This is a genomic window from Streptomyces sp. NPDC014864 (genome assembly GCF_043081525.1).
Lineage (GTDB): Bacteria > Actinomycetota > Actinomycetes > Streptomycetales > Streptomycetaceae > Streptomyces.
In genome coordinates this window covers 1-23251 of sequence record NZ_JBIBWT010000024.1, presented here as the reverse complement: position 1 = coordinate 23251, position 23251 = coordinate 1, and the positions used below count along the sequence as shown (strand labels likewise).

Sequence of the window (23251 nt, the reverse complement as noted above, 5' to 3'; positions counted from 1 at the left end):
CCGCCCGGGGCACGTGGACCGGGCACCTGATCCGGGTACGCTGCCGCTCCCCCGCCTCGCGGCCCGTTCCCCTCCGGGCCGGGCGTTCGCTCGCCGGCGTGACGGCGGCGTTCCCCCGATCTGGGGAAGCGCCGGGCCCGTCGGCCCCCGGGCCGGGCCGGGACTGGGACCCTGCCCCCATGGGGCAATCGGCACAACTCACCCATGACGTGGACACCGTTGACGCGGTCGTCGCCCGGATGCGCGCCCTGGACGCCGCTCTTCCGGAGCACGACGGGCTCGCGGTGTTCAACCGCGTCTACCTCGCCGTGACCGAGGAGGTCGGGCGGCGCCTGGCCGCGGGGCGGTTCGCCGACGCGCGGGCGGCGGCCACGCTGGACGTCCGGTTCGCGCGGCGGTACCTCGCCGCCGTGGACGCGGCGGACGGCGAGGGCCGCCCGCCGGCCTGCTGGCGTCCGCTGTTCCAGTTCCGCCGGCATCCGGGCGTACGGCCGCTGCAGTTCGCCCTGGCGGGCATCAACGCGCACATCGGCCACGACCTCGCTCTCGCCGTCGTCGACGCCTGCCGCGCGCTCGGCTGCGAACCGGCCGCCCTGGAGGACGAGTTCGACCGCGTGGGCGACCTGCTCGTCTCCCTGGAGGAGCGCGTCCGCGAGGATCTGATGCCGGGCCCCGACCTGCTCCAGATCGCCGACCCGCTCACCCACCTGCTCGGCGCGTGGAGTCTGGAGAAGGCCCGGGAGGCCACCTGGTCGGCGGCGCGGGCCCTGTGGGCGCTGCGCCGACTCCCCGACGTGGCCGGGGAGTTCACCGAACGGCTGGACGCGGCGGTTGGCCTCGCCGGACGCATGCTGCTCACGCCACTGCCGGACTGATCCGGACACTTCCGGGCGTTCTGCCCGGAACCTCCCCGCGTCCGGGTTACGTTGGCCGCCGGACACCGGCGATCGCGAGGGAGCACACCGTCATGGCGACCCGTCTGGGACTCGGTCTCCCGCAGAACCGGCAGTACGACCTCGGCCGGGACGTGCCGGACGTGGCCCGGACCGCGGAGCGGATCGGCTACGACAGCCTGTGGGTGTACGAGCGGGCCCTGTTCCCCGAGCCGGCCACCCAGGGGCTGTACGGAATCGAGGGCCTCCCCTGGCCGGAGTCCTACCGCCACGTGGCCGACCCGCTGGTCACGCTGACCCTCGCCGCCGCGGTCACCGAGCGGGTCCGGCTGGGCAGCAGCGTGCTGGTGGCTCCCCTGCACATGCCCTTCCAGCTCGCCAGGGCCCTCGCCTCCCTGGACGCGGCGAGCGGCGGCCGGGTGATCGCGGGCCTGGGCACCGGCTGGTCCCGCGACGAGTACGCGGCCTCGGGAATCCGGCCGATCGAGGAGCGCGGCCGGGTGCTGGACGAGGTGATCGACGTCTGCCGCGCCGTGTGGGGCCCGGACCCGGTGCGGCACGTCGGCCCGCTCACGCGGATCGACTCGGCGGCGGTCGGCCCCAAGCCCGCCCGGCCGATCCCCATTCTGCTGGCCGCGAGCACCCCGAGGGCGTGGCGCCGGCTCGTGGACCGCGCCGACGGCTGGCTGCCGATCGGCATGGGCGTCGAGCAGGTCGCCTCCCAGTGGCGGGCGTTGCGGGACCTCGCCGCCGAGCGCGGCCGCCGGGAACCGATCCGGACGGTCCTCCGGGTGAACGCGGCGCACACGGCCAAGCCCTACGACGGCCCCGGCCGGCGCCCCTTCCAGGGCAGCACCGACCAGATCGTCGAGGATCTCGTCGCGTACGCCGGGATCGGCCTGGAGGAGATCCTGATCGATCTGCAGAGCTCCGCGCGCGACGCCGGCGAGTTGAAGGACGTCGCCGCGGAGGTCCACCGGACGGCGCGGGCGGCCGGAGTGTGACCCGGCCCCTGGAGACGGGGCTCAGTCCTCGGGAAGTTCGACGGGCGCGATCTCGTCGTAGACGTCGCCCGGGCCGGGGTTGCCCGGGTCGGTCTCGCCGCCGAACTGGTGCATGACGCCCCAGACCGCGTTCAGCGCGGTCTGGACGGCTCCCTCGGCCCAGCCCGCCGTCCAGGAGATGTCGTCGCCGGCGAGGAAGACGCCCCGCTTGTCCTCGGGCAGCCGGTCCTGCACGAAGTGCGTGAACAGGCGCCGCTGGTAGCGGTAGTGGCCGGGCAGGTTGGCCTTGAACGCGCCCATGAAGTAGGGCTCGTTCTCCCAGGAGACGGTCACCGGGTTGCCGATGACGTGCTTCCTGATGTCGACCTTCGGGTAGATCTCGCCGAGCGACTTCAGCATGACCTCCATCCGCTCGTTCGCGGACAGCGGCAGCCACTTCAGGCTGTCGTCGCACCAGGTGTAGGAGAGGCAGATGACGGCCGGCTTGTCCGGGCCGTCGTCGAGCAGGTAGGTGCCGCGGGTCATGCGGTCGGTGAGCGTCATCGACATGACGTCCCGGCCGGTCGGATTGCCCCTGTCGTCGACGGCCTTGTCCAGCCAGAAGGGCCGGTCCACGGGCACGAAGAGCTTGCTGGACTCCATGTAGTGGGTCCGCTCGATCGCGGTCCAGTGGTCGATCGGGAAGAGCGAGTCGTCGCAGTCGATCTTCGACAGCAGCATCCAGGACTGGGCGGTGAAGATCACCGCCGGGTAGGTGCGGACGTCGCCGTTCGCGTCCGTCACGGTGATCCGGTTGCCCGCGGTGCGGTGCAGCCGGGTCACGGCCGGGCGGGGCTCGCCGTTCACGTGCAGCGACTTCAGCGAGGTGCCGTAGGGCCAGTGGACGATCTTCTCCGGCTCGCGCTCCCACAGCCGGAGCGGCAGCTGCTGGGAACCGCCCACGATGCCGCGGTGGTGGTCATCGGCCTCGGTGTAGACGACGCGCAGGATCTCCAGGATGGAGTTGGGGAAGTCGGTGTCCCAGCCGCCGGTGCCGAAGCCGACCTGGCCGAAGATCTCGCGGTGCCGGAAGGACGTGAAGGCCTCGGAGTCGCAGAGGAAGCCGTAGAAGGTCTGGTTGTCGAGCTTCTCGACCAGCTTCGACCAGATCTCGCGGATGCGCGGGACGTCCCGCTCCCGCATGGCGCGGTTCATGTCGGAGAAGTCCGCGCCCTCCTCCAGGCACCGGTTCCAGGCGGCCGCCACGTCCCGGTAGACCTGCGGCAGGTCCTCGATGGTCTCGGCGTAGTGGGTCTCGCCCTTGAGGTCGACGACCGTCGACGGGGTCGTCTCGGCGAGGGGGTTGGGGAAGGGCCGCGTCTGAAGCCCGACCAGGTCGATGTAGTGCTGCAGGGCCGTGGAGGACGGCGGGAAGCGCATGGCGCCCATCTCGGCGGTCAGGGAGGGGTCGCAGCCCTCGAAGCCGACGGTGCGCAGCCGGCCGCCGATCCGGTCGGCCTCGTAGACGACGGGCTTGAGGCCCATCTTCATCAGCTCGTAGGCGGCGACGATGCCGGACAGGCCGCCGCCGACGACCGCCACCTCGGTGCCGTGCTCGGTCGCCGGGACCTGGCCGAGCCCCGCCGGGTGGGCGAGGAAGTCGTCGTAGGCGTAGGGGAAGTCCGGGCCGAACATGGTGATCGGCGGCTGCTGCCCGTCGGCGTGCTCGACGGCGTTGGGCACGGTGGACGTCATGGGGCACGGACTCCTTGCGCGAAAAGGTGTTCTGGGGGAGGAGGTCGGGGAAGGACGGCGGGCCGCGGGGTCAGATCAGCGAGCCGTAGAGGCCGGGGAGGCGGTCCTTCAGGTACGGGTTGGCCTCGCGGGAGGCGGCGAGGAAGGCCGGGTCGGCGTCGGCGAGGAGGAGCTGCTCGGCGCGGCCCGCGCGGGTCCGGGCGACGCCGTCGGGTCCGGCGAGGGTGGACAGGCCGACGAAGTCGAACTCGCCCTCCGTGCCGACCCGGTTGACGTACGCCACGTACATCTGGTTCTCGAAGGCGCGCACCGGGACGACGGACTCGGCGACGAACTGGAACGGGTGCATCTGCGCCGTCGGGACCAGCAGGAGGTCGGTGCCGGCCAGGGCGTGCGCGCGGACGTTCTCGGGGAACTCCACGTCGTAGCAGATCATCAGGCCCACGGTCAGGCCGCCGATCTCGGCCTGGACGACCGGCCGGTCGCCCGGTGCGAAGTGGGCGCGCTCGAAGCCGCCGAAGAGGTGGGTCTTGCGGTAGTTCGCCAGCCGGGTGCCGTCGGCGGAGATCAGCTGGGCGGAGTTGAAGACGGCCTCGCCGTCGCGCTCCGGGTAGCCGTAGGCGACGGCGAGGCCGTGCCGGGAGGCGACCCACGCGACCGCGTCCGCGGATTCACCGTCGGCGGGCTCGGCAAGGCGGCCGACGCCGTCGCCGATGGCGTACCCGGTCAGGAACATCTCCGGCGCGACGAGCAGCCCGGCGCCCGCGGCGGCGGCGCGGCCCGCGGCCTCGTCGAGGACCTTGAGGTTCTCGGCGACGGAGCCGGGGCGGCCGGAGCTCTGGAACAGGGCGGTGCGCATGCGTGGTCCTCACCGGTGACGGAGGGGGTTCGGGGGTCGGTTAGACCGTACGGTCGGCGGGCTCGGGCCGACAAGCGGGAGCCGTTGCACGCCGGTGAGCGGATCGTTGCGTCCCACCGGGGCCCCGCGGCGATTCGTTGCGCGCCCTCGCCGCCGGCCCCCTCCCCCGCCCCGGTCTCCCCGGAAACCCCCTCCGCCGGCGTCACCCGCTGATCGCGGCCGGCCGTGTCCGTCCTGCCCCGGTCCGCCGCCCCGGCGGGCCCGCGGGGACGTCCCACGCGAGCGTCCGGGCCCGCGCGGGTCACCCCCGGCGGTCCCCGCTCACGCGGGGCCGGGCACGGCGAAGGTGGTGATCACGGCGGCGTGGTCGGAGGGCCAGTCGTTGGCGGCGACGTCCGGCCAGGGGCACGGGACGCCGCTGACGAACGTCCGCGCGTCGCGCACCGTCAGGCCGCGGTGCAGGACGTAGTCGATGCGGTCCTGCGGTTCGGGGCGCCCGCTGCCGTCCTCGTGCACCGGGTGGACCGGCGACCAGGTGTGGCCCGGGTCGGCCGTCGGGTCCGGGTGGGCCTCCCGGTAGGAGTCGCGCAGGCCCGCCTCCTCGGCGGCCCGCGTCACCGGCCATGCCACGTCGGGCCGGTCGAGGTGCGAGGGGCAGTTGAAGTCGCCGACCAGGACGACCGGCACGGCGGGGTCCCCCTCGTCGGCGATGCGCCGCAGCATGTCCCGCATCTGGGCGAGCCGCACCTCCTCGTGGGCGATCAGCTCGGCCGCCGGGAGCCCGTCGAAGGCGGCCTCGTAGGGACCGTAGGGCGTGTAGTGCAGGTGGGCCGTCCAGATGTCGACCTCGCGGCCCGGGGCGACGGCGACACGGACCCCGGCGGCGCCGTAGAAGCCGACGTCCGGGTCGCCGAGGCGGGCGGTGACCGGGTGGCGGCTGATGACGCCGAGGTTCTCGCCGGCCCGGTGGTGGTGCCAGCCGAGGGCCTCGGCCAGTTCCCCGGCCGCGGTGCCGCCGGTCTCCTGCAGGCCGACGACGTCGGCGCCGGTCTCCAGGATCGCCTTGAGCTGCTTGGCCCGGTGGTCGGCCACCTCGGCGCCGCCGAGCCACAGGTTCCAGCTCATGACGCGCAGTTCGACGGGGACCAGGGCGCTCAGTTCCTGCGGGGTGACCCCGGCCAGGCTCGGGCGCACGGTCCGGCCGGGTGCCGCCTCGATCGGGGCGAGGGAGGGCACGGCCAGCACCGCGCACCCGGCCGCCTCCGCGGAGCGGACGCCGGTGCGGGTGTCCTCGACGGCCACGCAGGCCGCCGGGTCCACGCCGAGGGCGCGGCACGCGGCGAGGTAGGGGTCGGGGGCGGGCTTGGTGCGTTCGGTGTCGTCGGCGGTGACGGAGGCCGCGAACCGGCCGTGGCCGAGGGCTTCGAGCACGGTGTCGGCGACGGCGCGCGGGGACGCGGTCACCAGGGCGAGGGGGACGCCGTCGCGGGCGAGGGCGTCGAGCAGGTCGAGGGCGCCGGGGCGCGGCACGACGCCGGTGCGGACGCGGGAGACCAACTCCCGGTGCAGTTCACGCGCGAGAGGGCCGGCCGGGGCGCCCGTGGCCGCGCCGAGCCACCGCGCCGTGTCCTCGACGGCCCGGCCGAGCACCTCCGGCTGGTCCGCCTCGGTCAGCGGGCGTCCGGCGACGTGCTCCACCGCCTCCCACCACAGTCGCTCGGTGTCGACGAGCGTGCCGTCCATGTCGAACAGCACGGCCTGGAGCGGGAGCCGGGGGTGGGGGGTCACGTCTCTCTCTTTCCGCAGTGGGGGGGTCAGGGCCGCTGCGAGGTCACGGCCGGGGGGTGCGTTCCGTCACCAGGACGGGCCGGTCCGGCAGCGACACGTGCACCAGGGCGCCGGCGGCGAGCCCGGCGGCCTCGTGGGCGGGCAGGTCCGCCTTCACCTCGGAGCCGTCGGCGAGCCGGGCGGTGATCCGGACGGCCGCGCCGAGAAAGGCGGTGGCGACGACCCGTGCCTCGCCGTCCTCGTCCGCCCGTATTCGGACCGACTCGGGCCGTACGAGCACGTCCACCTCGCCGGCCTCCGGCGCCGGGCCGTCGACCGGCAGCCGGCGGCCGAGCACCTCGACGGTGTCCCCCGCCGGCCGGCCCGGGATCCGGCTCATGGTGCCGACGAACTCGGCGACGAAGGCGGTGGCGGGCCGGCCGTACAACTCGGCCGGGGCGGCGCACTGTTCGAGCCGGCCGGCGCGCATGACGGCGACCCGGTCGGCGACCGACAGCGCCTCCTCCTGGTCGTGGGTCACGAACAGGGTGGTGATGCCGAGCTCCTGCTGGAGCCTGCGGATCTCCTCGCGCAGGTTCAGCCGGACCTTGGCGTCGAGGGCGGACAGCGGCTCGTCGAGCAGGAGGACGCGCGGACGCAGGGCGAGTGCCCGGGCCAGCGCGACGCGCTGCTGCTGGCCGCCGGAGAGCTGGTGCGGGTAGCGGTCGCCCTTCTCGGCGAGCCCGACCAGGTCCAGCAACTCCGCCGCGCGGGAGCGCCGTTCGGCGGTGCGGACCTTGCGCATCCGCAGCCCGAAGGCGACGTTGTCGAGGGCGCTCAGATGCGGGAAGAGGCTGTACGACTGGAAGACCATCCCGGCGTCGCGGCGGTGGGCCGGGACGCGGGTGACGTCCTCGCCGTCCACCAGCACCTCGCCGGAGTCGGGGTGTTCGAACCCGGCGAGCATCCGCAGCGCGGTGGTCTTGCCGCAGCCGGAGGGGCCGAGCAGCGCGAGGAACTCTCCCGGCCGCACGGTCAGGTCGAGCCCGTCGAGGGCGACGGTGGAGCCGAACTCCCGGCGCAGACCGCGGAACTCGACGGTGGCGGCCTGGGTCTCGGCGGCCTTCTCAAGGGCAGTGGCGGTCATGATCATCCCCGGGACGGAGCGGTTCGGGTGCGTCCGCCGGCACCGGCGAGCGCGAGGAGCAGTGCCCAGGTGACGAGCAGGCTGAGCACGGAGACGGCGACGGACAGCTGGGCCTGCGAGCCGCCGATGCCGTAGATCCACACGGCGAAGGGCCTGAAGCCCAGCAGCTGGGCCACGGTGAACTCGCCGAGCACCAGCGCGAGGGTGAGGAAGGCGGCGTTGAGCAGGGCGCCGCGCAGGTTGGGCAGCACGGCGCGCAGGAGGGCCTGCGGCCAGCCGGCCCCGCAGCTGCGCGCCGCCTCCACCAGCGTGCGCACGTCGATCGCGCGCAGCCCGGCGTCGAGGGCCCGGTACACGAACGGCAGCGCCATCACGACGTAGGCGAGGACGAGCACGAACGGGAAGTCCGGGTTCTGGACGGCCACGAACGTCTGGAACAGCAGGGTGCGGGAGAGGTGGTCGGGGCCCCACTTGAGCACGGTCGCGATGCCGGCGACGTAGGCGATCGGGGGCACGACCAGCGGCAGTGAGCACACCACCTCGACGACGGGCCGCAGCCGGGGGGCGCCGAGCCGGAGCGCGACCACGGCGGGCACCATCAGCAGCAGCACCAGGGCGATGGTGGCGGCCGCCAGCTCCAGCGACAGCAGCAGGCTGGAGCCGAAGCCGTCGGTGGAGAGGATCTGGGAGTAGGCGTCGAAGGTGACGCCCCGGCCGGGGACCTCCACGGTGAAGACCACGGACGCGGCCAGCGGGACCAGGAAGTACAGCGCGGCGAGGCCGAGCACGGTCCCTCGCCACGGATTCAGGCGAGCCATCGCGCGCTCCGACGTTGCAGAGGCAGGTACACGGCCATGACCAGGCCCGCGACCAGGACCATGTCGAGGCTGAGGGCGAGCGCCACGTTCTCCTGGCCGACCAGCACGTTGCCGGAGATGGCGTCGGCGATCTGCAGGGTGACCAGCGGAACCGAGCTGCCGACCATGGCGGCGGCGGTGGCGTACGCGGCGAAGGCGCTGCCGAAGAGGAGGACCAGGCCTCCGAGCAGGGACGGCGCGAGGACCGGCAGGGCGACGTGCCGCCAGTACCGGGCGACGCCCGCGCCGCTGTTCTGGGCGGCCTCCCGCCACTGGGAGCGCAGGCCCTCCAGGGCCGGGGTGATGGTGAGGACCATCAGCGGGATCAGGAAGTACAGGTAGACGATCACCAGGCCCCAGAAGCTGTAGAGGTCCCAGCCCTTCCCGGTCAGGCCCAGGTGCCGCGTCAGCACGCCCGCGTTGCCGAGGGTGGCGACGAAGGCGAAGGCCAGCGGGACGCCGCCGAAGTTGGCGAGCACCCCGGAGGCGGTGAGCACGGCCTCGCGCAGCGCCCGGGAGCGGGAGGTCACCACGGCCTGCGCGAGCGGCAGGCCGAACGCGGCACCGAGGGCGGCGGAGATCGCGGACAGTCTGACGCTGCCGAGCAGGGAGGTCAGATAGGCGCCGTGCAGCGAGGTCGTCAGGTTGGCGGTGCTGTAGGTGGTGGCACCGGTGGCCTGGTCCTCGACGGTGAAGGCGCCGTTCAGCATGGCCAGGGCGGGCAGCCCGAAGGCGACCGCGGTGAAGGCGAGCAGCGGGAGCACGGCGAGGACGCCCGGGGCGCGGCGCCGCCGCTTCGCCGAAGCGGCGGGCGCCACGTCCACCCGGGTGAGGACGGTGGTCATCCGGAGACGGCCCTTCCCCAGCCCTGCGCGATGACCGTCTTGGCCTTGCTCTGCTGGGCCTCGGCGGGGAAGAGGGGCGTGCCGGAGACCTTGGGGAGCTTTGCTGCGGCCGCCGCGTCGAGGGTGCCGTCCTTCTGCAGGGCGGCCATCAGGGCCGGGCGCGCGTAGCCCTTGAGCCACAGGTTCTGGCCCTCGGCGCTGTAGAGGTACTCCTGCCACAGGCGGGCGGCCGCGGGGTGCGGGGCGTCCTTGGTGATGGCCTGGGAGTAGTACTGGGCGTACTTGCCGTCGGAGGGGACGGTGACCTTCCAGTCCACGCCCTTGGACTTGAACTCGTCGGCGTAGCCGGCGTTCAGGTAGTCCCAGTCGATGCTGATCGGCGTCTCGCCCTTCTCGACGGTGGCCGGGGTGGACTCGACGGGCGTGTAGTTGCCGTTCTTCTTCAGCTTGGCGAAGAAGTCCAGGCCGGGCCGGATGTCGTCGAAGGAGCCGCCGTTGGCCAGCGCGGCCGCGTAGACGCCGCCGAAGGCCGAGCCGGACTTGGTGGGGTTGCCGTTGAGGGCGACCTGGCCCTTGTACTGCGGCTTCAGCAGGTCCTTGAAGGTGGTGGGGCACTGCTTGACGCGCTCGGCGTCGCAGCCGATGGAGACGTAGCCGCCGTAGTCGTTGTACCAGCGGGCCCGCGGGTCCTTCTGCGCGGCCGGGATGCCGGCGTACCCGGTCACCCTGTACGGCGCGAGCAGGTTCTGCTGGGCGGCGCTGAGCGCGAAGGAGCTGCCGAGGTCCAGCACGTCGGGGGCGCGGTCCTGGCCCTTGCGGGAGGTGACTGCGTTGATCTCGTCCTGGCTGGAGCCGTCGGGGTTCTCCACCTCGACCTTGATGCCGTACTTCTTCCGGAAGCCGTCGATGAGGGCGCCGTAGTTGGCCCAGTCGCGGGGCAGCGCGATGGCGTGCAGCATGCCCTCCTTCTTGGCCGCCTTCACGAGCGCGTCCATGCCGCCGAACTCAGCGACGGAGGCGGCGGTGGCGGCGCTCTTGCCGTCGGCGGTGGCCGACGCGTTGTCGGGGGCGGCACCGCAGGCGCTCAGGGCGAGCGCGGCGACGACGGCGAGGGAACCGCCCAGGACGGCGGTTCTCGGCAGGGACACGGTCACGGGACTCTCCTGGGATGCACACGGGGTTTGAGGCAGTGCGGAGAACTTGTCTGAACAAGTCGACCCCAGTACGCCCGCCCTCGGTGTCCTGTCCGTGAACTGCCGCGAAACCCCGGCCGCCTTCGGCTTGCACACTTCGCACGGCCCCCGGGCACCTCCGGATCTGGTTTAGGCTGCTCACGCTGTGCACAGTCGCCGACTCGGAGGGGGAACATGCCGGCGCGACACGAGGAGATCGCCGACGCCCTGCGGCGGGCGATCGGCCGTGAGGAGTACACCGTCGGGAGCCGGCTGCCGCCGGAGACGGAGCTCGCCGCGCAGTACGGCGTCTCGCGCGGCACGGTCCGCCAGGCGGTCGCGGCCCTCACCGCCGAGGGCCTGATCGGGTCCCGTCAGGGCGCCCGCCGGGTGGTGCTGGCCAGCCGCCGCAGCCAGAGCTTCGCCGAACTGCGCAGCTTCGCCCAGTGGGCCCGGGCCATGGGCCGCCGGGCGTCGGGCCGGGTGGTGGAGCAGGGGTACCGCCCGGCCGGCGAGGAGGACGCCGTGCGCCTGCACCTGCCCGGGGGGACACCGGTGCTGCACGTCCTGCGGGTGCGCGGCCTGGACGGGGAGCCGGTGCTGCTGGAGCGGACCGTGTACGCGGACTGGATCTCCCCCGCGGTCGAGTCGATCCCGCCGGACTGCCCGTCCGTCACCCGGCGGCTCTACGAGGACACCGGCCTGGTCTTCGCCTACGGCGAGCACGTCATCGACGCGGTGGCGGCGGGCGCCCGGGACGCCGAACTGCTCGGGGTGCGCCGCACGAGTCCGCTGCTACGGGTGCGCAGGGTGACGACCACCCGGGAAGGCCGGCCGGTGGAGTGGTCCGACGACCGCTACCGCTCCGACGCCGTCAGCTTCAGCGTGCACAACTCGACGGGGAACAACGCGCTGGCCCGCAAGACCGCGGAATAGCGTGGGCGGGCGCGCGGTCTCGCCCCGGCCCCCGGGGCTACGTCGGCGCCCCGGACGAGAATCTGCGCAGCAGCGGGGAGAGCACCAGGACGGACTTGGTCCGCTCCACGAACGGTTCCCCCGCGATGCGCTCCAGGACCCGTTCGAAGTGCCGCATGTCGGCGGCGAAGACCTGGGCCACCGCGTCCGCGTCCCCGGTGACGGTGGACGCGGACACCACCTCCTGGTAGCGCTCCAGGCCGCGCTGGATGGTCTCCGGGGAGGTGTTGCGCCGGCAGTAGATCTCGACGTATCCCTCGGTCTTCCAGCCGAGCGCCGCCGGGTCGACCCGGACGGTGAAGCCGGTGATGGCACCGGTGGCGCGCAGCCGGTCCACGCGCCGCTTCACGGCGGGGGCGGACAGTCCGACCAACTGCCCGATGTCCGCGTAGGAGCGGCGGGCGTCCTCGGCGAGGGCGTGCACGATGCGTTCGTCGAGATCGTTGAGCACGGGGTGTGGATCACTTCTTCGGTTCGGTCACTTCTGCGCCGTCGCGGGGCCGTCGGCGGTCACGGCACCGCCGGCCGCCGCGGGGCGGGACGGCGGTCGCCGTATACGAAGTAGAACACGGGCCCGACCGCCCTCCGGCCCTCCACTCGCCGCGCGGGGGCTCTCCCGGGCACGAGGGCCGGGGGCGGGGCGGCGCCGGTCAGCTCCAGCTGGCGTGCAGGGGCTTGCCCTCGGCGTAGCCGGCCGCGCTCTGGATGCCGACGATGGCCTTCTCGGCGAACTCCTCCAGGGAGGCGGCACCGGCGTACGTGCAGGAGGAGCGGACGCCCGCGATGATCGAGTCGATCAGGTCCTCCACGCCCGGGCGCGCCGGGTCCAGGAACATGCGGGAGGTGGAGATGCCCTCCTCGAACAACGCCTTGCGGGCGCGGTCGTAAGCCGACTCCTCCGAGGTGCGGTTGCGCACCGCGCGGGCCGAGGCCATGCCGAACGACTCCTTGTAGAGCCGGCCGTTCGCGTCCTGCTGGAGGTCGCCCGGCGACTCGTAGGTGCCCGCGAACCACGAGCCGACCATGACGTTGGACGCGCCGGCGGCCAGCGCCATCGCCACGTCCCGCGGGTGGCGGACACCGCCGTCGGCCCACACGTGCTTGCCGTACTTGCGCGCCTCGGCCGCGCACTCCAGCACGGCGGAGAACTGCGGCCGGCCGACGCCGGTCATCATGCGGGTGGTGCACATGGCACCCGGGCCCACGCCGACCTTGATGATGTCCGCGCCCGCGTCGACCAGGTCCCTGACGCCCTCGGCGGAGACGATGTTGCCCGCGACGAGCGGCACCCGCGGGTCGAGGTCGCGGACCACCTTGACGGCGCTGACCATCGACTCCTGGTGGCCGTGCGCGGTGTCGATGACGAGCGTGTCCACGCCCGCGTCCAGCAGCTGCTTCGCCTTGCCCGCGACATCGCCGTTGATGCCCACGGCGGCGGCGATGCGGAGCCTGCCGTCCGCGTCGACGGCCGGCGCGTACAGCGTCGCGCGCAGCGCGCCCTTGCGTGTCAGGATGCCGGCCAGCCTGCCGTCCCGGTCGACGGCCGGGGCGTAGCGCCGGTTGGCCGCGTCGAGGGTGTTGAAGGCCTCGCGCGGGTCGATCCCGGCGTCGAGCAGCAGCAGGTCCCGGGACATGACCACTTCGAGCTGGGTGAAACGGTCCACGCCGCTGAGGTCACGGTCGGTGACGACGCCGACCGGCCGATGGTTCTCGTCGACGACCACGCCGGCGTTGTGCGCCCGCTTGGGCAGCAGGGACAGGGCGTCGGCGACGGTCTGGTGCGGCGCCAGCACGATCGGGGTGTCAAGGACGTGGTGGCGGCTCTTCACCCAGGAGATCACCTCGGTGACCACGTCGATCGGGATGTCCTGCGGAATGACCACCAGGCCGCCGCGGCGCGCCACCGTCTCGGCCATGCGGCGGCCGGCGATGGCGGTCATGTTGGCGACGACGAGCGGGATGGTGGTGCCCGTGCCGTCCGGGGCGCTGAGGTCCACGTCCTGACGCGAACCGACCGCGGAGCGGCTCGGCACCATGAAGACGTCGTCGTACGTCAGGTCGTAGGCGGGCCGGATGTCATTGAGGAAACGCACGTGCTGCACATCCCAGTCGATCTCAAGGTGGCCCCCCGACAGGTCAGCCAGGGGGGAAGAGCACGTACTTCATTGTCCCATGGAGTCCGGATCGTCATCCCCGGTTGAAACGTCCAGGCTGGTCAGCGGGCCTTTCGGAGGAACGTCCAAGGCGAGCGCCACGCGGAGCGCGGGCGTCGTGCCCACGGCCTGGGAGAACACCTCCCGCGCAGTCTCCCCGATCCTTCGGGCGGGCCTTCGCGTACGGCTGCCGGCCCCGTACGACCACGAGGAGGCCCTGGGCCGCCCCCGCACCGGGCCACACCGAGGAGTCGGAGAGGCTGTCGGCGAGCGCGTCCCAGTTCCGTCCGAACCAGTCCGGCAGCGCGAGGGCGCGGACGCACCGGTCCATCGGCCCCGCCTTGTCCCTGACGCCGTCCAGGTCCAGCACGACCGCGGGCCGGCCCGCCGGGTCTTCCGTCATCCCGGCACCGCCCGGGAGGAGAGGGCACCGACCGGGGGACGGGCCGCGGCGGCACGCTGCTGCCGCGGCCCGTCCCCGCACGGCGTGTCGCCGGAGGCGTCCGGCGCCCGTCAGACGCCGTCGGGGTCCGCCCGGTTCAGGGCCGGCTTCGGCGTCGGGCCCGCCGTCATCAGGTAGTCCGCGGCCGACGTGTCCGTGACCAGGCTGGTGACCAGCCCGGACCGCAGCACCGCGTCGATCGCCGCCGCCTTGCGCTGACCGCCCGCGATCGCGACGACCTCCGGGATCCGGCGCAACTGGTCGGCCTTGACCGTGATGCACCGCTCCCCCAGGTCCCGGCCGACCCGGCGGCCCTCGGTGTCGAAGAGGTGCGCCGCCATCTCGGCCGCCACGCCGAGCGAGGCGTAGTGGGCGCGCTCCTCCTCGCTGAGCATGTCGTGCACCGTCGAGATGCCCGGCTCCCAGGAACCGATGGACACACAGGCGACCGTGACCTTGTCGAAGTACTCGAAGGCCCGCGCGATCCCCGTCTGGTGGCGCAACGCCGCGGCGGTGGCCGCGTCCGGCAGCAGCATCGGCGCGTAGATGGGGTGGGCGTCGCCGCCGGACACCTGCGCGGCACGGCGCACGGCCTCCACCGAGCCGCGCTCGGAGGTCCCGGCGTCGTACACGCCGGTCAGCTGCACCACCGTGCACGGCGGCAGCCGGTCGAGGGCCGCGGCCATGTGGATGGTGGACCTGCCCCAGGCCAGACCGAGGACGTCCCCCTCGTCGACCAGCTCGCCGAGCAGATCCGCGGCGACCTCGCCGAGGTTCTCCGGGTCGGGCGTCTCCTCGGCCTCGGCCGGGGACTCCACCACGACGGCGTGCCTGAGGCCGTAGCGGGCGCGGAGCGCGTCGGAGCGCTCGGCGTCCAGCTCGGCCGGGACACGGATCTCGATGCGCACGAGATCCCGTTCGAGGGCGGTCTCCAGAACCCGGGCCACCTTGAAGCGGCTGACGCCGAACTCCTCCGCGATCTGGATCTTGGACTTGCCCTCGAGGTAGAAGCGGCGGGCCATGGCCGCCGCCTGCACCAGCTCAGCGGGTCCCATCCGCATGGCTGACCGGCCCGCCGACATACCCGACACGGCGATCTCCTCACTGCTGTTCACACTCTGGATTCGCCGTTCATCCTCGCAGATCCGGCGCACTCGATCAGCCCTGATGGGAGCCGTTCACGTACCTGTGGCTCAGTGGTCGCACGCCCACGACGCCCGGGCGACGGCCGTTTCCGCCTGGGTGCGCAATGCACGTACCGCGTCCGAGGGGTCCTTGGCCCCGTAGACCGCCGAGCCGGCGACGAACACGTCCGCGCCGGCGTCCGCGCACTGTTCGATCGTAGAGGCCGAGACGCCGCCGTCGACCTGGAGCCACAGTTCGAGACCGTGCTTGCTGATCAGCTCACGGGTGCGGCGGATCTTCGGCAGCATGATGTCGAGGAACGCCTGACCGCCGAAGCCCGGCTCCACCGTCATGATCAGCAGCATGTCGAGCTCGGGGAGCAGGTCCTCGTACGGCTCGATGGGCGTGGCGGGCTTGAGCGCCATCGAGGCCCGCGCGCCCTTGGCACGGATCTCGCGCGCGAGCCGGACGGGAGCGGCGGCCGCCTCGACGTGGAAGGTGACCGAGGAGGCACCGGCTTCGACGTACTGCGGGGCCCAGCGGTCCGCGTCCTCGATCATCAGGTGGCAGTCCAGCGGGGTGTCCGTCGCCCGGGCCAGGGACTCCACGATCGGCACGCCGAGGGTCAGGTTCGGGACGAAGTGGTTGTCCATGACGTCCACATGGAGCCAGTCGGCGCCGTCGACCGCCTTCGCCTCGTCGGCGAGGCGCGCGAAGTCGGCGGACAGAATGCTGGGGTTGATCTGCACGGCCATGACCCAAGACTGCCATGCCCGGGCACGGTTGTTCGCCCCGGTACCCGGCTGAAGCGCGCGGGGCTCCAGGCGGCGCCCCGGCCGACTCGAACGCCGGTCGCCTCGTGCGCGTCGGACCGCAAAAGCGCGCCGTCGTGGGAAGGCCGCTCTATCGTCGACCGGCAGACGACCCGCGGGGGGACCACGGGAGGTGTTTTGCGGTGCCGAGGGCCCGGTCAGAGACCAGAGGAAGCAATCTGCCCATCGTCCTCGGGCTCTCCCTCGCCTTCACGGTCACGGTCCTCGACCCGCTGCTGCTCAGCCTGAACCTGGCCGAGGTGAGCCGGGCCCTCCACGTGCCGCAGGACCTGGTCGGGCTGCTCGGCGGCGCGGCGACGCTGGTGGTGGCCGCCGCCGTCCTCGCGGCGGGCGGCGTGGGCGACGCGTTCGGGCTCAAGCGGCTGCTCATGGTGGGGCTGGTGATCGTCACGGTCGCCAATCTGCTCTCGACGCTTTCCTCCGGCTACCGCTTCCTGCTGGCGATGCGCTTCCTGGACGGCGTGGGTCTGACCGCGCTGCTGGGTGTCTCCATGGCCCTGCTGAAGGCCTCGGTGCCGTCGGAGAAGCGGCCCGCCGCCCTCGGGGTGTTCATGGCCATCGAGATGTTCGTGGTCGGGGTGACCCCCGCGGTCGCGGGCTGGCTGGTGGAGGCCGTCGGCTGGCGGTCGCTGTTCCTGATCTCCCCGCTGCTGTGCCTGTGCTCGTTCTGGCTGACCGCCCGGCGCGTCCCCGAGCCGCCCGCCCACGAGCGGCGCCCGCTCGACGTGATCGCCGTCCTGCTGATCGGTGTGGCCCTGCTGTCCCTCGTCGTCGGCATGTCCGCGGCACAGAACGGCGTCGCCCGGCCCGCGACCTGGGTGCCCCTGCTCATCACCGTGCTCGCCGCCGTGCTGTTCGTGCTCCACGAGCGCCGTGCCCCCGAACCCGCCGTGGATCTGGCGCTGTTCCGGGTCCCCGCGTTCAACCTGGCCCTGGCGGCCGCCCTCACGCTGAACTTCCTGGGCGCCGGGTTCAGCTTCTCCCTGGGGCAGTTCGGCGGCGCGGTGCTGGCGCTGCCGCCGGAGACCATCGGTCTGCTGTTCCTGCCCGGCACCGGGCTGATCGCCGGAACCGCGGTCCTCGCCGGGCGTGTGATGGGCAGGTACACCACGCGACCGGTGATGGTGACCGGTCTGCTGGTGCTGACGGCCAGTGGCCTGGTGATGGCGGGCTCCGCCGACCCCCGGATGGCGATGTGGCTGCTTCTGCTGGCCACCTGGCTGTGCAACCTCGGCGTCACGATCACCTCGACCTCGGTGTCGGAGACGGTCCTCGCCCACGCGCCCTCCGGGCGCACCGGCACGGTGTCCTCCGTGCAGTCGGCCGCCTCCATGACCGGCAACGCGTTCGGGCCCACCATCTACCTGTTGCTGCTGAACTTCTACTTCCAGCACGAGTGGCTGGCGGACGCCCGTACGCGCGGGCTCTCCGAGTCCCAGGCGGAGCAGGCCGTGAACGCCGTACGCAGCCAGCTGGCGGTGAGCCCGCCGGGCACCGCCGTGTACGACCCGAACCTGCTCCGGCAGTCGGCCGGGCTGAACCTCGGGCTGGACTTCAGCTACGGGCTGCGGCTCACCATGCTGACCGTCAGCTTCCTGCCGTTCGGGCTGGCGCTGGTCGCCCACTACGTGATGCCGGGGTGGCGGATGATTCGGCGGAGGCGGGAGACCGCCCCGGAGTCCGGGGGCTGAGCGCCGGTCAGGCGGTCCGGCGGACGAGGGCCAGGTACATCGCGTCGGTGCCGTGCAGGTGCGGCCACAGCTGGACGTCCGGTCCGTCCCCGAGGGCGGGGACACCCGGCAGCAGGGGCCGGGCGTCGATCAGCTCGGCCCCGGGGAACTGCTTGAGCACGTCGGTGACCACGGCACGGGTCTCGGCGAGGTGGGGCGAGCAGGTGGCGTAGCCGACGACTCCGCCCACGCGCACGGACTCCAGCGCCGTGCGCAGCAGCCCGCGCTGGAGCGGGGCGAAGCCGTCCAGGTCCTCCGGACGGCGCCGCCACCGCGCCTCGGGCCGCCGGCGCAGTGCGCCGAGCCCGGTGCACGGCACGTCCACGAGCACCCGGTCGAAACTGCCGGGCCGCCAGGCCGGCCGGGTCCCGTCCGCGGCGATCACCTGGTACGGCCCGGGGTTCCCGGCGAGCGCCCTGGCCACCAGCCCGGCCCGGTGGGGCTGCTTCTCGGAGGCGAGCAGCGCCGCCCCGCGCTCGGCGGCGAGCGCGGCCAGCAGGGCCGCCTTGCCGCCGGGCCCGGCACAGCCGTCGAGCCACTTCTCGTCCGGGCCCTCCAGCGGGGCATTGGCCAGGGCGAGGGCGACCAGCTGGCTGCCCTCGTCCTGCACCCCCGCGCGGCCCTCCCGGACGGCGTCCACGGCCCCCGGCTCGCCGCCCTCGGTGAGGCGCACGGCGTACGGGGACCAGCGCCCCGGAACCGCGGCGTCCTCGCGCAGCAGTTCGTCGGGGGTGGCGCGGCCCGGCCGGGCGACCAGGGTGACCTCGGGCCGCTCGTTGTCGGCCTCCAGCAGGTCCTCGATCCCGGCGCGTGGGCCGCCGAGCGAGTCCCACAGGGCGGAGACGACCCAGCGGGGGTGGGAGTGCACGACGGCGAGGTGGTCCTCGGGGTCCTCGTCGTAGGGCGGCGCGACCTTCTCCAGCCAGGCGTCGAGATCGTGCCGGGCGACCTTGCGCAGCACGGCGTTGACGAACTTGGCGCGCCCGTCGCCGAGCACGACCCGGGCCAGCTCGACGGTGGCGGACACGGCCGCGTGCGACGGGATCCGCGTCCCGAGGAGCTGGTGGGCGCCGAGACTGAGCACGTCGAGCACCGGCGGGTCGACCTCCCGCAGCGGCCGGTCGACGCAGGACGCGAGGATCGCGTCGTACGTCCCCTGCCGGCGCAGCGTGCCGTACACCAGCTCGGTCGCGAGCGCCGCGTCCCGGCCGTCGAAGTCGCCCTTCTCCCGCGCCTTGCGCAGCAGCGGCGGCAGGACGAGGTTGGCATACGCGTCCCGCTCGTCCACGGCGCGCAGCGCCTCGAAGGCGAGGACGCGGACGGGGTCCTTCTGGGGACGGCGGTACGGCTTGGCGGGCTTGCGGGGCCGACGGGTGGTGTCGCTCACGAAAAAGGTGCTCCGGAAGTCTGGGTGCGCTGTGCACCTACCCTACGTCCCGCTCCGCGCGCCCCGCGCCGGGTGTCACCCCCCGAGGGTCTCGCCGTCCGCGATCCGCACCCCGCGCGCCCAGTCCGCGGCCCGCATCGGCTTCTTGCCCTGGGCCTGCACCCACAGCAGTTCGACCGCGTAGGAACCGGTGCCCGCGTACACGTTGTTCTTGCCGACGGACAGGGTGCCGGGGGCGAGGTCCGTCCGCTCGGGGACGGGGACGACGTGCATCAGCTTGAGCCGCTCGCCGCGGAACGTGGTCCAGGCGCCGGGGGCCGGGGTGCAGCCGCGCACCACGCGGTCGACGCGCAGGGCCGGGGTCGTCCACTCGACCCGGGCGTCCTCGACCGTGATCTTCGGCGCGAGGGTGACGCCCTCGGCCGGCTGCGGTACGGCCTTCAGCGTGCCGTCCTCGATGCCGTCCATGGTCGCGACGAGCAGGCCGGCGCCCGCGAAGGCGAGCCGGGTGAGCAGGTCGCCGCTGGTGTCGGTGGGGCGGACCTCCTCGGTGATGGTGCCGTAGACCGGTCCGGAGTCGAGGCCCTCCTCGATCAGGAAGGTCGAGGCACCGGTGATCTCGTCCCCGGCCATGACGGCGTGCTGCACGGGGGCGGCGCCGCGCCAGGCGGGCAGCAGCGAGAAGTGCAGGTTGACCCAGCCGTGCGCCGGGATGTCGAGGGCGACCCGGGGCAGCAGGGCGCCGTAGGCGACGACGGGGCAGCAGTCCGGGGCGATCTCCGCGAGCCGCGCCAGGAAGTCGGGGTCGCGCGGCTTGAGGGGCTTGAGCACCTCGATGCCGGCCTCTTCCGCCCGCTCGGCGACGGGGCTCGCGACCAGCCTGCGCCCGCGGCCGGCCGGCGCGTCGGGCCGCGTGACGACGGCGGCCACCTCGTGCCGCCGGGAGGCGATCAGGGCGTCCAGAGCGGGAACGGCGACCTCGGGGGTACCGGCGAAGACGAGCTTCATGGGCGGAGTTGGGCCTCTCGGGCAGGGTGGGCGGCGGGCAGCGCACCAGTCTATGGCCATGGCCGCGGCGCCGCCGCCGACGGACGACGGACGACGGCCGACGGCCGACGAGGACCGGCGGCCTCCGGCGATGTCCGGCGACTGGGCACCCCGCAGCGCACGCCCTTCCGCGGGGGCGTACGCGGATGCTCTTACGCCCCAGAGCGTGACCAGCGGAGGGTGAGCGCGTTGGTCAAGAAAGAGTTGACCACAGCCGGCCGCCCGCGCGGCCCGGTTCCCTTCAACGCCGGTTCGAGAGGCTTTTTCATGGCCGACCACGCAACCCACGACGCCCAGGCCCGGGCCAGCCTGCACCTGCTGGTGCGGGACATCGAGCGGGTCCGCCGGCAGGTGGACGCACTGCGCACGCTCACCGCCCAGCTGGGGAACGTCTACCGCCCGCGCCGCTCCGGTCCCTCCACGGGCTTCGTCGTCTACGGACGCGCCCCCGCCCCGACGGTCCGTCTCGCGCAGGAACTGCGGGACAGTGTCGAGACCCTGGTCACGGCCGCCGTGGACTTCGACCGCTCACTGGGCTTCTCGTGGGACGCCGTGGGCTCGGCCCTCGGTGTCACCAAGCAGGCGGTCCACCGCCGTTACGGCGCGCGCCGCGCCGCGGCCCAGGCGGCCGCCGAGCCCGAGCGGGCCCCGGAGCCGACGGGCAGCCGCGCGGTCGTCGGCGGCTCGATCCCCGTGGTGCCGACGGTCCCCGCGGCCCGCTCCATGCCGACCCAGCCGACGGCGGGCAGCCCGTCCTTGCGCGAGGACGTCCGGCCGACGCCCTTCCCCGGTCCCCGCAACGGCTGACCCACCCCCGCCTCGCCCTCCCGGGACGTCCGGGAGGGCGGCGGTGTGTCCGGCCCCGCGGTACCGGGAGCCGGGCCCGCCCGCGCAGGATGCCGGGTCACCCGATGTCCGGCGGATCGATGCGCACCCGGACGGCGTCGGCGCCGCCGCGTGCCGTCCGGGCCGCCTGCGCGGCCTTCAGCGCGGCGGCCAGCGCGGTTCCGCTGCCGGGCGGTACCCGGACCAGCGCCCGGTCCCAGTGCTCGCCCGGCGGTGGCTCCCCCGACCGGCGGGGCCGCCCGGGCGACGTGACCGGGAACGGCACGGGGCCGAGCACCTCGGCCTCGGGAGGCAGCCGGGCCGCGCGGAGGAACTCCGCGACCGCCTCCGGCGGGCCCGACACGGCCGCCATCCGGGACACCGGCGGGAAACCCAGTTCGGCCCGCTCGGCCAGCTCCCGCACCGCGTGCCCCACGGGGTCCCAGCGCACGAGCGCCTGCACCGGCCGCAGCGTCGGCTCGGCGACGACGACCACGGTCCCGCCCGCCTCCTGCGGCCGGACGAGCGCGGCGGCGCCGATCCAGCGTCGCAGCGCGTCCTCGCCGGCCCGCAGGTCGGGGCGGCCCAGCATGGCCCAGCCGTCCAGCAGCAGGGCCGCCGCGTAGCCGCCCTCGGCGACCGGTTCGGCGCCGGGGGTGCTCACCACCAGCGCGGGCGTCCCCGGCACCGTGTCGAGCACGTGCTCGCGTCCCGACGTCCGTACCGGCACGGCGGGAAAGGCGCGCCCCAGTTCCTCCGCGGTCCGCCGGGACCCGACGACCTGGGCCCGCAGCCGGAAGGATCCGCACTCCGGACAGTGCCAGGCGGGCTCCTCGCGCCCGCACCACTCGCAGCGCGGGACTCCGGCGTCCTCCCCCTGGAGGGGGCCCGCGCAGTGCCGGCAGCGCGCGGGCGCGCGGCACTGCGCGCAGGCCATCCGCGGCACGTACCCCCGCCGGGGCACCTGCACCAGGACGGGCCCGTGCCGCAGCCCCTCCCGGGCCGCCTGCCAGGCGAGCGAGGGGAGCCGGGCGGCCCGGGCGGCCTCGTCGCGGGCGAGGTCCCCGTCCCCCACGGTCCGGACGAGCGGGGCGGCCCGCCGCACCTGCTCCCGCGCGGCCACGACGGGCCGGGCCCAGCCGCTCTCCACCAGCTGCGCGGCCTCCACGGTGCAGCTCCAGCTGCCGAGCAGGAAGGCGCACTTGTCCTGCGCCGCGCGCAGCAGCAGCACCTCGCGGGCGTGCGGCTGCGGCGCGTGCTGCTCGCTGTGGCTGTCGTCCCCGTCGTCCCAGAGCGCGACGAGCCCGAGGTCGCGCACCGGCGCGAACATGGCCGCCCGGGTCCCGACGACGGCCCGGACGGAGCCCCGGGACACCGCGAGCCACTGGCGGTACCGCTTCTCGGGCCCGGCATCGGCGGTGAGCAGCACATGCCGGCCCTCGCCCAGCAGGGCGGTCAGCGCGGCGTCCACCCGGGCGGCGGCCCTCCCGTCCGGTACGACGACCAGCGCGCCGCGCCCGGAGGCGAGCGTCGCCGCGACGGCCCGGGCCAGTTCCTCGCTCCACTCGGGGCCGGGCAGCGCGTTCCACACCGCGCGCGGGGTGCCGCCCGCGGCCAGCGCCGCCAGGAACGCGGCCCCCCGCTCGTAGCGCACCCAGGGGCCCGGCTCGGGCGCGGGGGGCGGCGGCAGCGGGGCGGGCGAGGGCCGCCGTTCGGCGCGCGCGCTGCGCGGAGGCACGGCGAGCTGCAGCACGTCGGCGAGGCTGCCCGCGTACCGGTCGGCGACGGCGCGCGCCAGGCCCAGCAGCTCCGGGCCGAGCACGGGCTCGGGCGAGACGACCTGGGCGAGGGCGGCGAGCGGGCCGGAGTAGTCGGACGCGGCGCGCCGCTCGATCAGGAACCCGTCGATGAGGCCGCCGCCCTCGCGGCGCCCCTCCCGGACCCGGTGCCGTCCGGCCCCGAACCGCACGCGCACCCGCACGCCGGGCTGCGCGTCGGCGTCCAGCTCGGCGGGCACCGCGTAGTCGAAGGAGCGGTCGAGGTGGAGCACGCCCTTGTCGACCAGCACCCGGGCCACGGGCAGTTCCCCGGCGAGCGCGGCGCCGCGCCAGGTGCGGGGTTTGGCGCGGGGTTCCCTGGCCTTGCGCACGCTCTCCCGGATGAGCGCAAGCTGCTCCGGCGGGGCCTGACCGGCCTCGCCGTCCCCCGGCCCGTTCTCGCTGCTCACGCTTGCATTCTTACCAAACGGGACCGACAACCGGGGTGCCGGACAGGGCGGAGGCCCGGCCCCCGAAGGGAACCGGGCCTCGTGTGCCTCTCACGCCACCCCTGGAACCGCGGCCCCCGGGGTGAGAACGGCGGCTAGTAGTGCTTCGTTACCTTGGGTGATCTCGTCTGGTGGTGGGCATCTTCCTGGCATGAGGCTGGGGGAGGTGGAACGGCTCCGGGGTGAGTTA

20 protein-coding genes are annotated in these 23251 nt (G+C 74.1%); 5 read left to right on the top strand and 15 right to left on the bottom strand.

Annotated elements, in window-relative coordinates:
- Positions 1–179 precede the first annotated feature (179 nt).
- Together ACF1A5_RS30635 and ACF1A5_RS30630 are read left to right on the top strand one after the other, a co-directional pair.
- Positions 180–875 (top strand): DUF5995 family protein, encoded by a 696-nt coding sequence (locus tag ACF1A5_RS30635; protein WP_392196126.1) that lies wholly within the window; start codon positions 180–182, stop codon positions 873–875.
- Between the two features lie 92 nt (positions 876–967).
- Positions 968–1897 carry an LLM class F420-dependent oxidoreductase gene (locus tag ACF1A5_RS30630; protein WP_392196125.1) on the top strand — a complete coding sequence of 310 codons (930 nt, stop codon included), beginning with the start codon at positions 968–970 and terminating at the stop codon, positions 1895–1897.
- Positions 1898–1918: 21 nt separating this feature from the next.
- On the opposite strand, the gene ACF1A5_RS30625 is transcribed toward ACF1A5_RS30630, so the two are convergent.
- The 7 genes from ACF1A5_RS30625 to ACF1A5_RS30595 all read right to left on the bottom strand — a co-directional run bounded on the left by ACF1A5_RS30625 (position 1919) and on the right by ACF1A5_RS30595 (position 10260).
- Positions 1919–3631 carry a flavin monoamine oxidase family protein gene (locus tag ACF1A5_RS30625; RefSeq protein WP_392196124.1) on the bottom strand — a complete coding sequence of 571 codons (1713 nt, stop codon included), beginning with the start codon at positions 3629–3631 and terminating at the stop codon, positions 1919–1921.
- 70 nt (positions 3632–3701) lie between these two features.
- Positions 3702–4490 carry a carbon-nitrogen hydrolase family protein gene (locus ACF1A5_RS30620; protein ID WP_392196123.1) on the bottom strand — a complete coding sequence of 263 codons (789 nt, stop codon included), beginning with the start codon at positions 4488–4490 and terminating at the stop codon, positions 3702–3704.
- A 321-nt stretch (positions 4491–4811) separates the two neighbouring features.
- Positions 4812–6278 (bottom strand): HAD-IA family hydrolase, encoded by a 1467-nt coding sequence (locus ACF1A5_RS30615; RefSeq protein ID WP_392196122.1) that lies wholly within the window; start codon positions 6276–6278, stop codon positions 4812–4814.
- Between the two features lie 43 nt (positions 6279–6321).
- Positions 6322–7404 (bottom strand): ABC transporter ATP-binding protein, encoded by a 1083-nt coding sequence (locus tag ACF1A5_RS30610; RefSeq protein WP_392196121.1) that lies wholly within the window; start codon positions 7402–7404, stop codon positions 6322–6324.
- Between the two features lie 2 nt (positions 7405–7406).
- Positions 7407–8222 (bottom strand): ABC transporter permease, encoded by an 816-nt coding sequence (locus tag ACF1A5_RS30605; RefSeq protein WP_392196120.1) that lies wholly within the window; start codon positions 8220–8222, stop codon positions 7407–7409.
- On the bottom strand, positions 8210–9106 hold the full coding sequence (locus ACF1A5_RS30600; protein WP_392196119.1) for an ABC transporter permease: 897 nt from the start codon (positions 9104–9106) through the stop codon (positions 8210–8212). The genes ACF1A5_RS30605 and ACF1A5_RS30600 overlap by 13 nt, the downstream gene beginning before the upstream one ends.
- Entirely contained in the window at positions 9103–10260 is a 1158-nt protein-coding gene (locus ACF1A5_RS30595) for an ABC transporter substrate-binding protein (RefSeq protein ID WP_392196118.1), read from the bottom strand. Before ACF1A5_RS30595 ends, ACF1A5_RS30600 begins: the two co-directional genes overlap by 4 nt.
- A 213-nt stretch (positions 10261–10473) precedes the next feature.
- On the opposite strand from ACF1A5_RS30595, the gene ACF1A5_RS30590 reads away from it, so the two are divergent.
- Positions 10474–11214 carry a GntR family transcriptional regulator gene (locus tag ACF1A5_RS30590; RefSeq protein WP_392196117.1) on the top strand — a complete coding sequence of 247 codons (741 nt, stop codon included), beginning with the start codon at positions 10474–10476 and terminating at the stop codon, positions 11212–11214.
- Positions 11215–11251: 37 nt separating this feature from the next.
- On the opposite strand, the gene ACF1A5_RS30585 is transcribed toward ACF1A5_RS30590, so the two are convergent.
- From ACF1A5_RS30585 to rpe, 5 genes are all read right to left on the bottom strand, one after another.
- The gene (locus ACF1A5_RS30585; protein ID WP_356185153.1) at positions 11252–11704 is read right to left on the bottom strand and encodes an Lrp/AsnC family transcriptional regulator; all 453 of its coding nucleotides are present in this window, start codon (positions 11702–11704) and stop codon (positions 11252–11254) included.
- 199 nt (positions 11705–11903) lie between these two features.
- Complete coding sequence (locus tag ACF1A5_RS30580; RefSeq protein ID WP_392196116.1) at positions 11904–13346, bottom strand: GuaB1 family IMP dehydrogenase-related protein; 1443 nt, start codon at positions 13344–13346, stop codon at positions 11904–11906.
- 94 nt (positions 13347–13440) lie between these two features.
- Positions 13441–13737, bottom strand: a complete 297-nt coding sequence (locus tag ACF1A5_RS30575; protein ID WP_392196178.1) for a barstar family protein — start codon at positions 13735–13737, stop codon at positions 13441–13443.
- 182 nt (positions 13738–13919) lie between these two features.
- A complete protein-coding gene (locus ACF1A5_RS30570) occupies positions 13920–14963 on the bottom strand; it encodes a sugar-binding domain-containing protein (RefSeq protein ID WP_356185161.1) in 1044 nt (347 codons plus the stop codon).
- 78 nt (positions 14964–15041) lie between these two features.
- Positions 15042–15728, bottom strand: a complete 687-nt coding sequence (rpe, locus tag ACF1A5_RS30565) for a ribulose-phosphate 3-epimerase (protein ID WP_356185164.1) — start codon at positions 15726–15728, stop codon at positions 15042–15044.
- 200 nt (positions 15729–15928) lie between these two features.
- Between rpe and ACF1A5_RS30560 the strand changes: the two genes are divergently transcribed.
- A complete protein-coding gene (locus tag ACF1A5_RS30560) occupies positions 15929–17497 on the top strand; it encodes an MFS transporter (RefSeq protein ID WP_392196115.1) in 1569 nt (522 codons plus the stop codon).
- 7 nt (positions 17498–17504) lie between these two features.
- Here the strand turns inward: ACF1A5_RS30560 and ACF1A5_RS30555 are convergent, their stop codons facing one another.
- Positions 17505–18923, bottom strand: coding sequence for an RsmB/NOP family class I SAM-dependent RNA methyltransferase (locus ACF1A5_RS30555; RefSeq protein WP_392196114.1), 1419 nt, complete (start codon positions 18921–18923; stop codon positions 17505–17507).
- A gap of 75 nt (positions 18924–18998) precedes the next feature.
- Entirely contained in the window at positions 18999–19931 is a 933-nt protein-coding gene (gene fmt / locus ACF1A5_RS30550) for a methionyl-tRNA formyltransferase (RefSeq protein WP_392196113.1), read from the bottom strand.
- Positions 19932–20237: 306 nt separating this feature from the next.
- On the opposite strand from fmt, the gene ACF1A5_RS30545 reads away from it, so the two are divergent.
- Positions 20238–20777 carry a hypothetical protein gene (locus ACF1A5_RS30545; protein ID WP_392196112.1) on the top strand — a complete coding sequence of 180 codons (540 nt, stop codon included), beginning with the start codon at positions 20238–20240 and terminating at the stop codon, positions 20775–20777.
- A gap of 97 nt (positions 20778–20874) precedes the next feature.
- On the opposite strand, the gene ACF1A5_RS30540 is transcribed toward ACF1A5_RS30545, so the two are convergent.
- Positions 20875–23022: a primosomal protein N' gene (locus tag ACF1A5_RS30540; protein WP_392196111.1), complete on the bottom strand. Its 2148-nt coding sequence runs from the start codon at positions 23020–23022 to the stop codon at positions 20875–20877.
- Between the last annotated feature and the right edge of the window lie 229 nt (positions 23023–23251).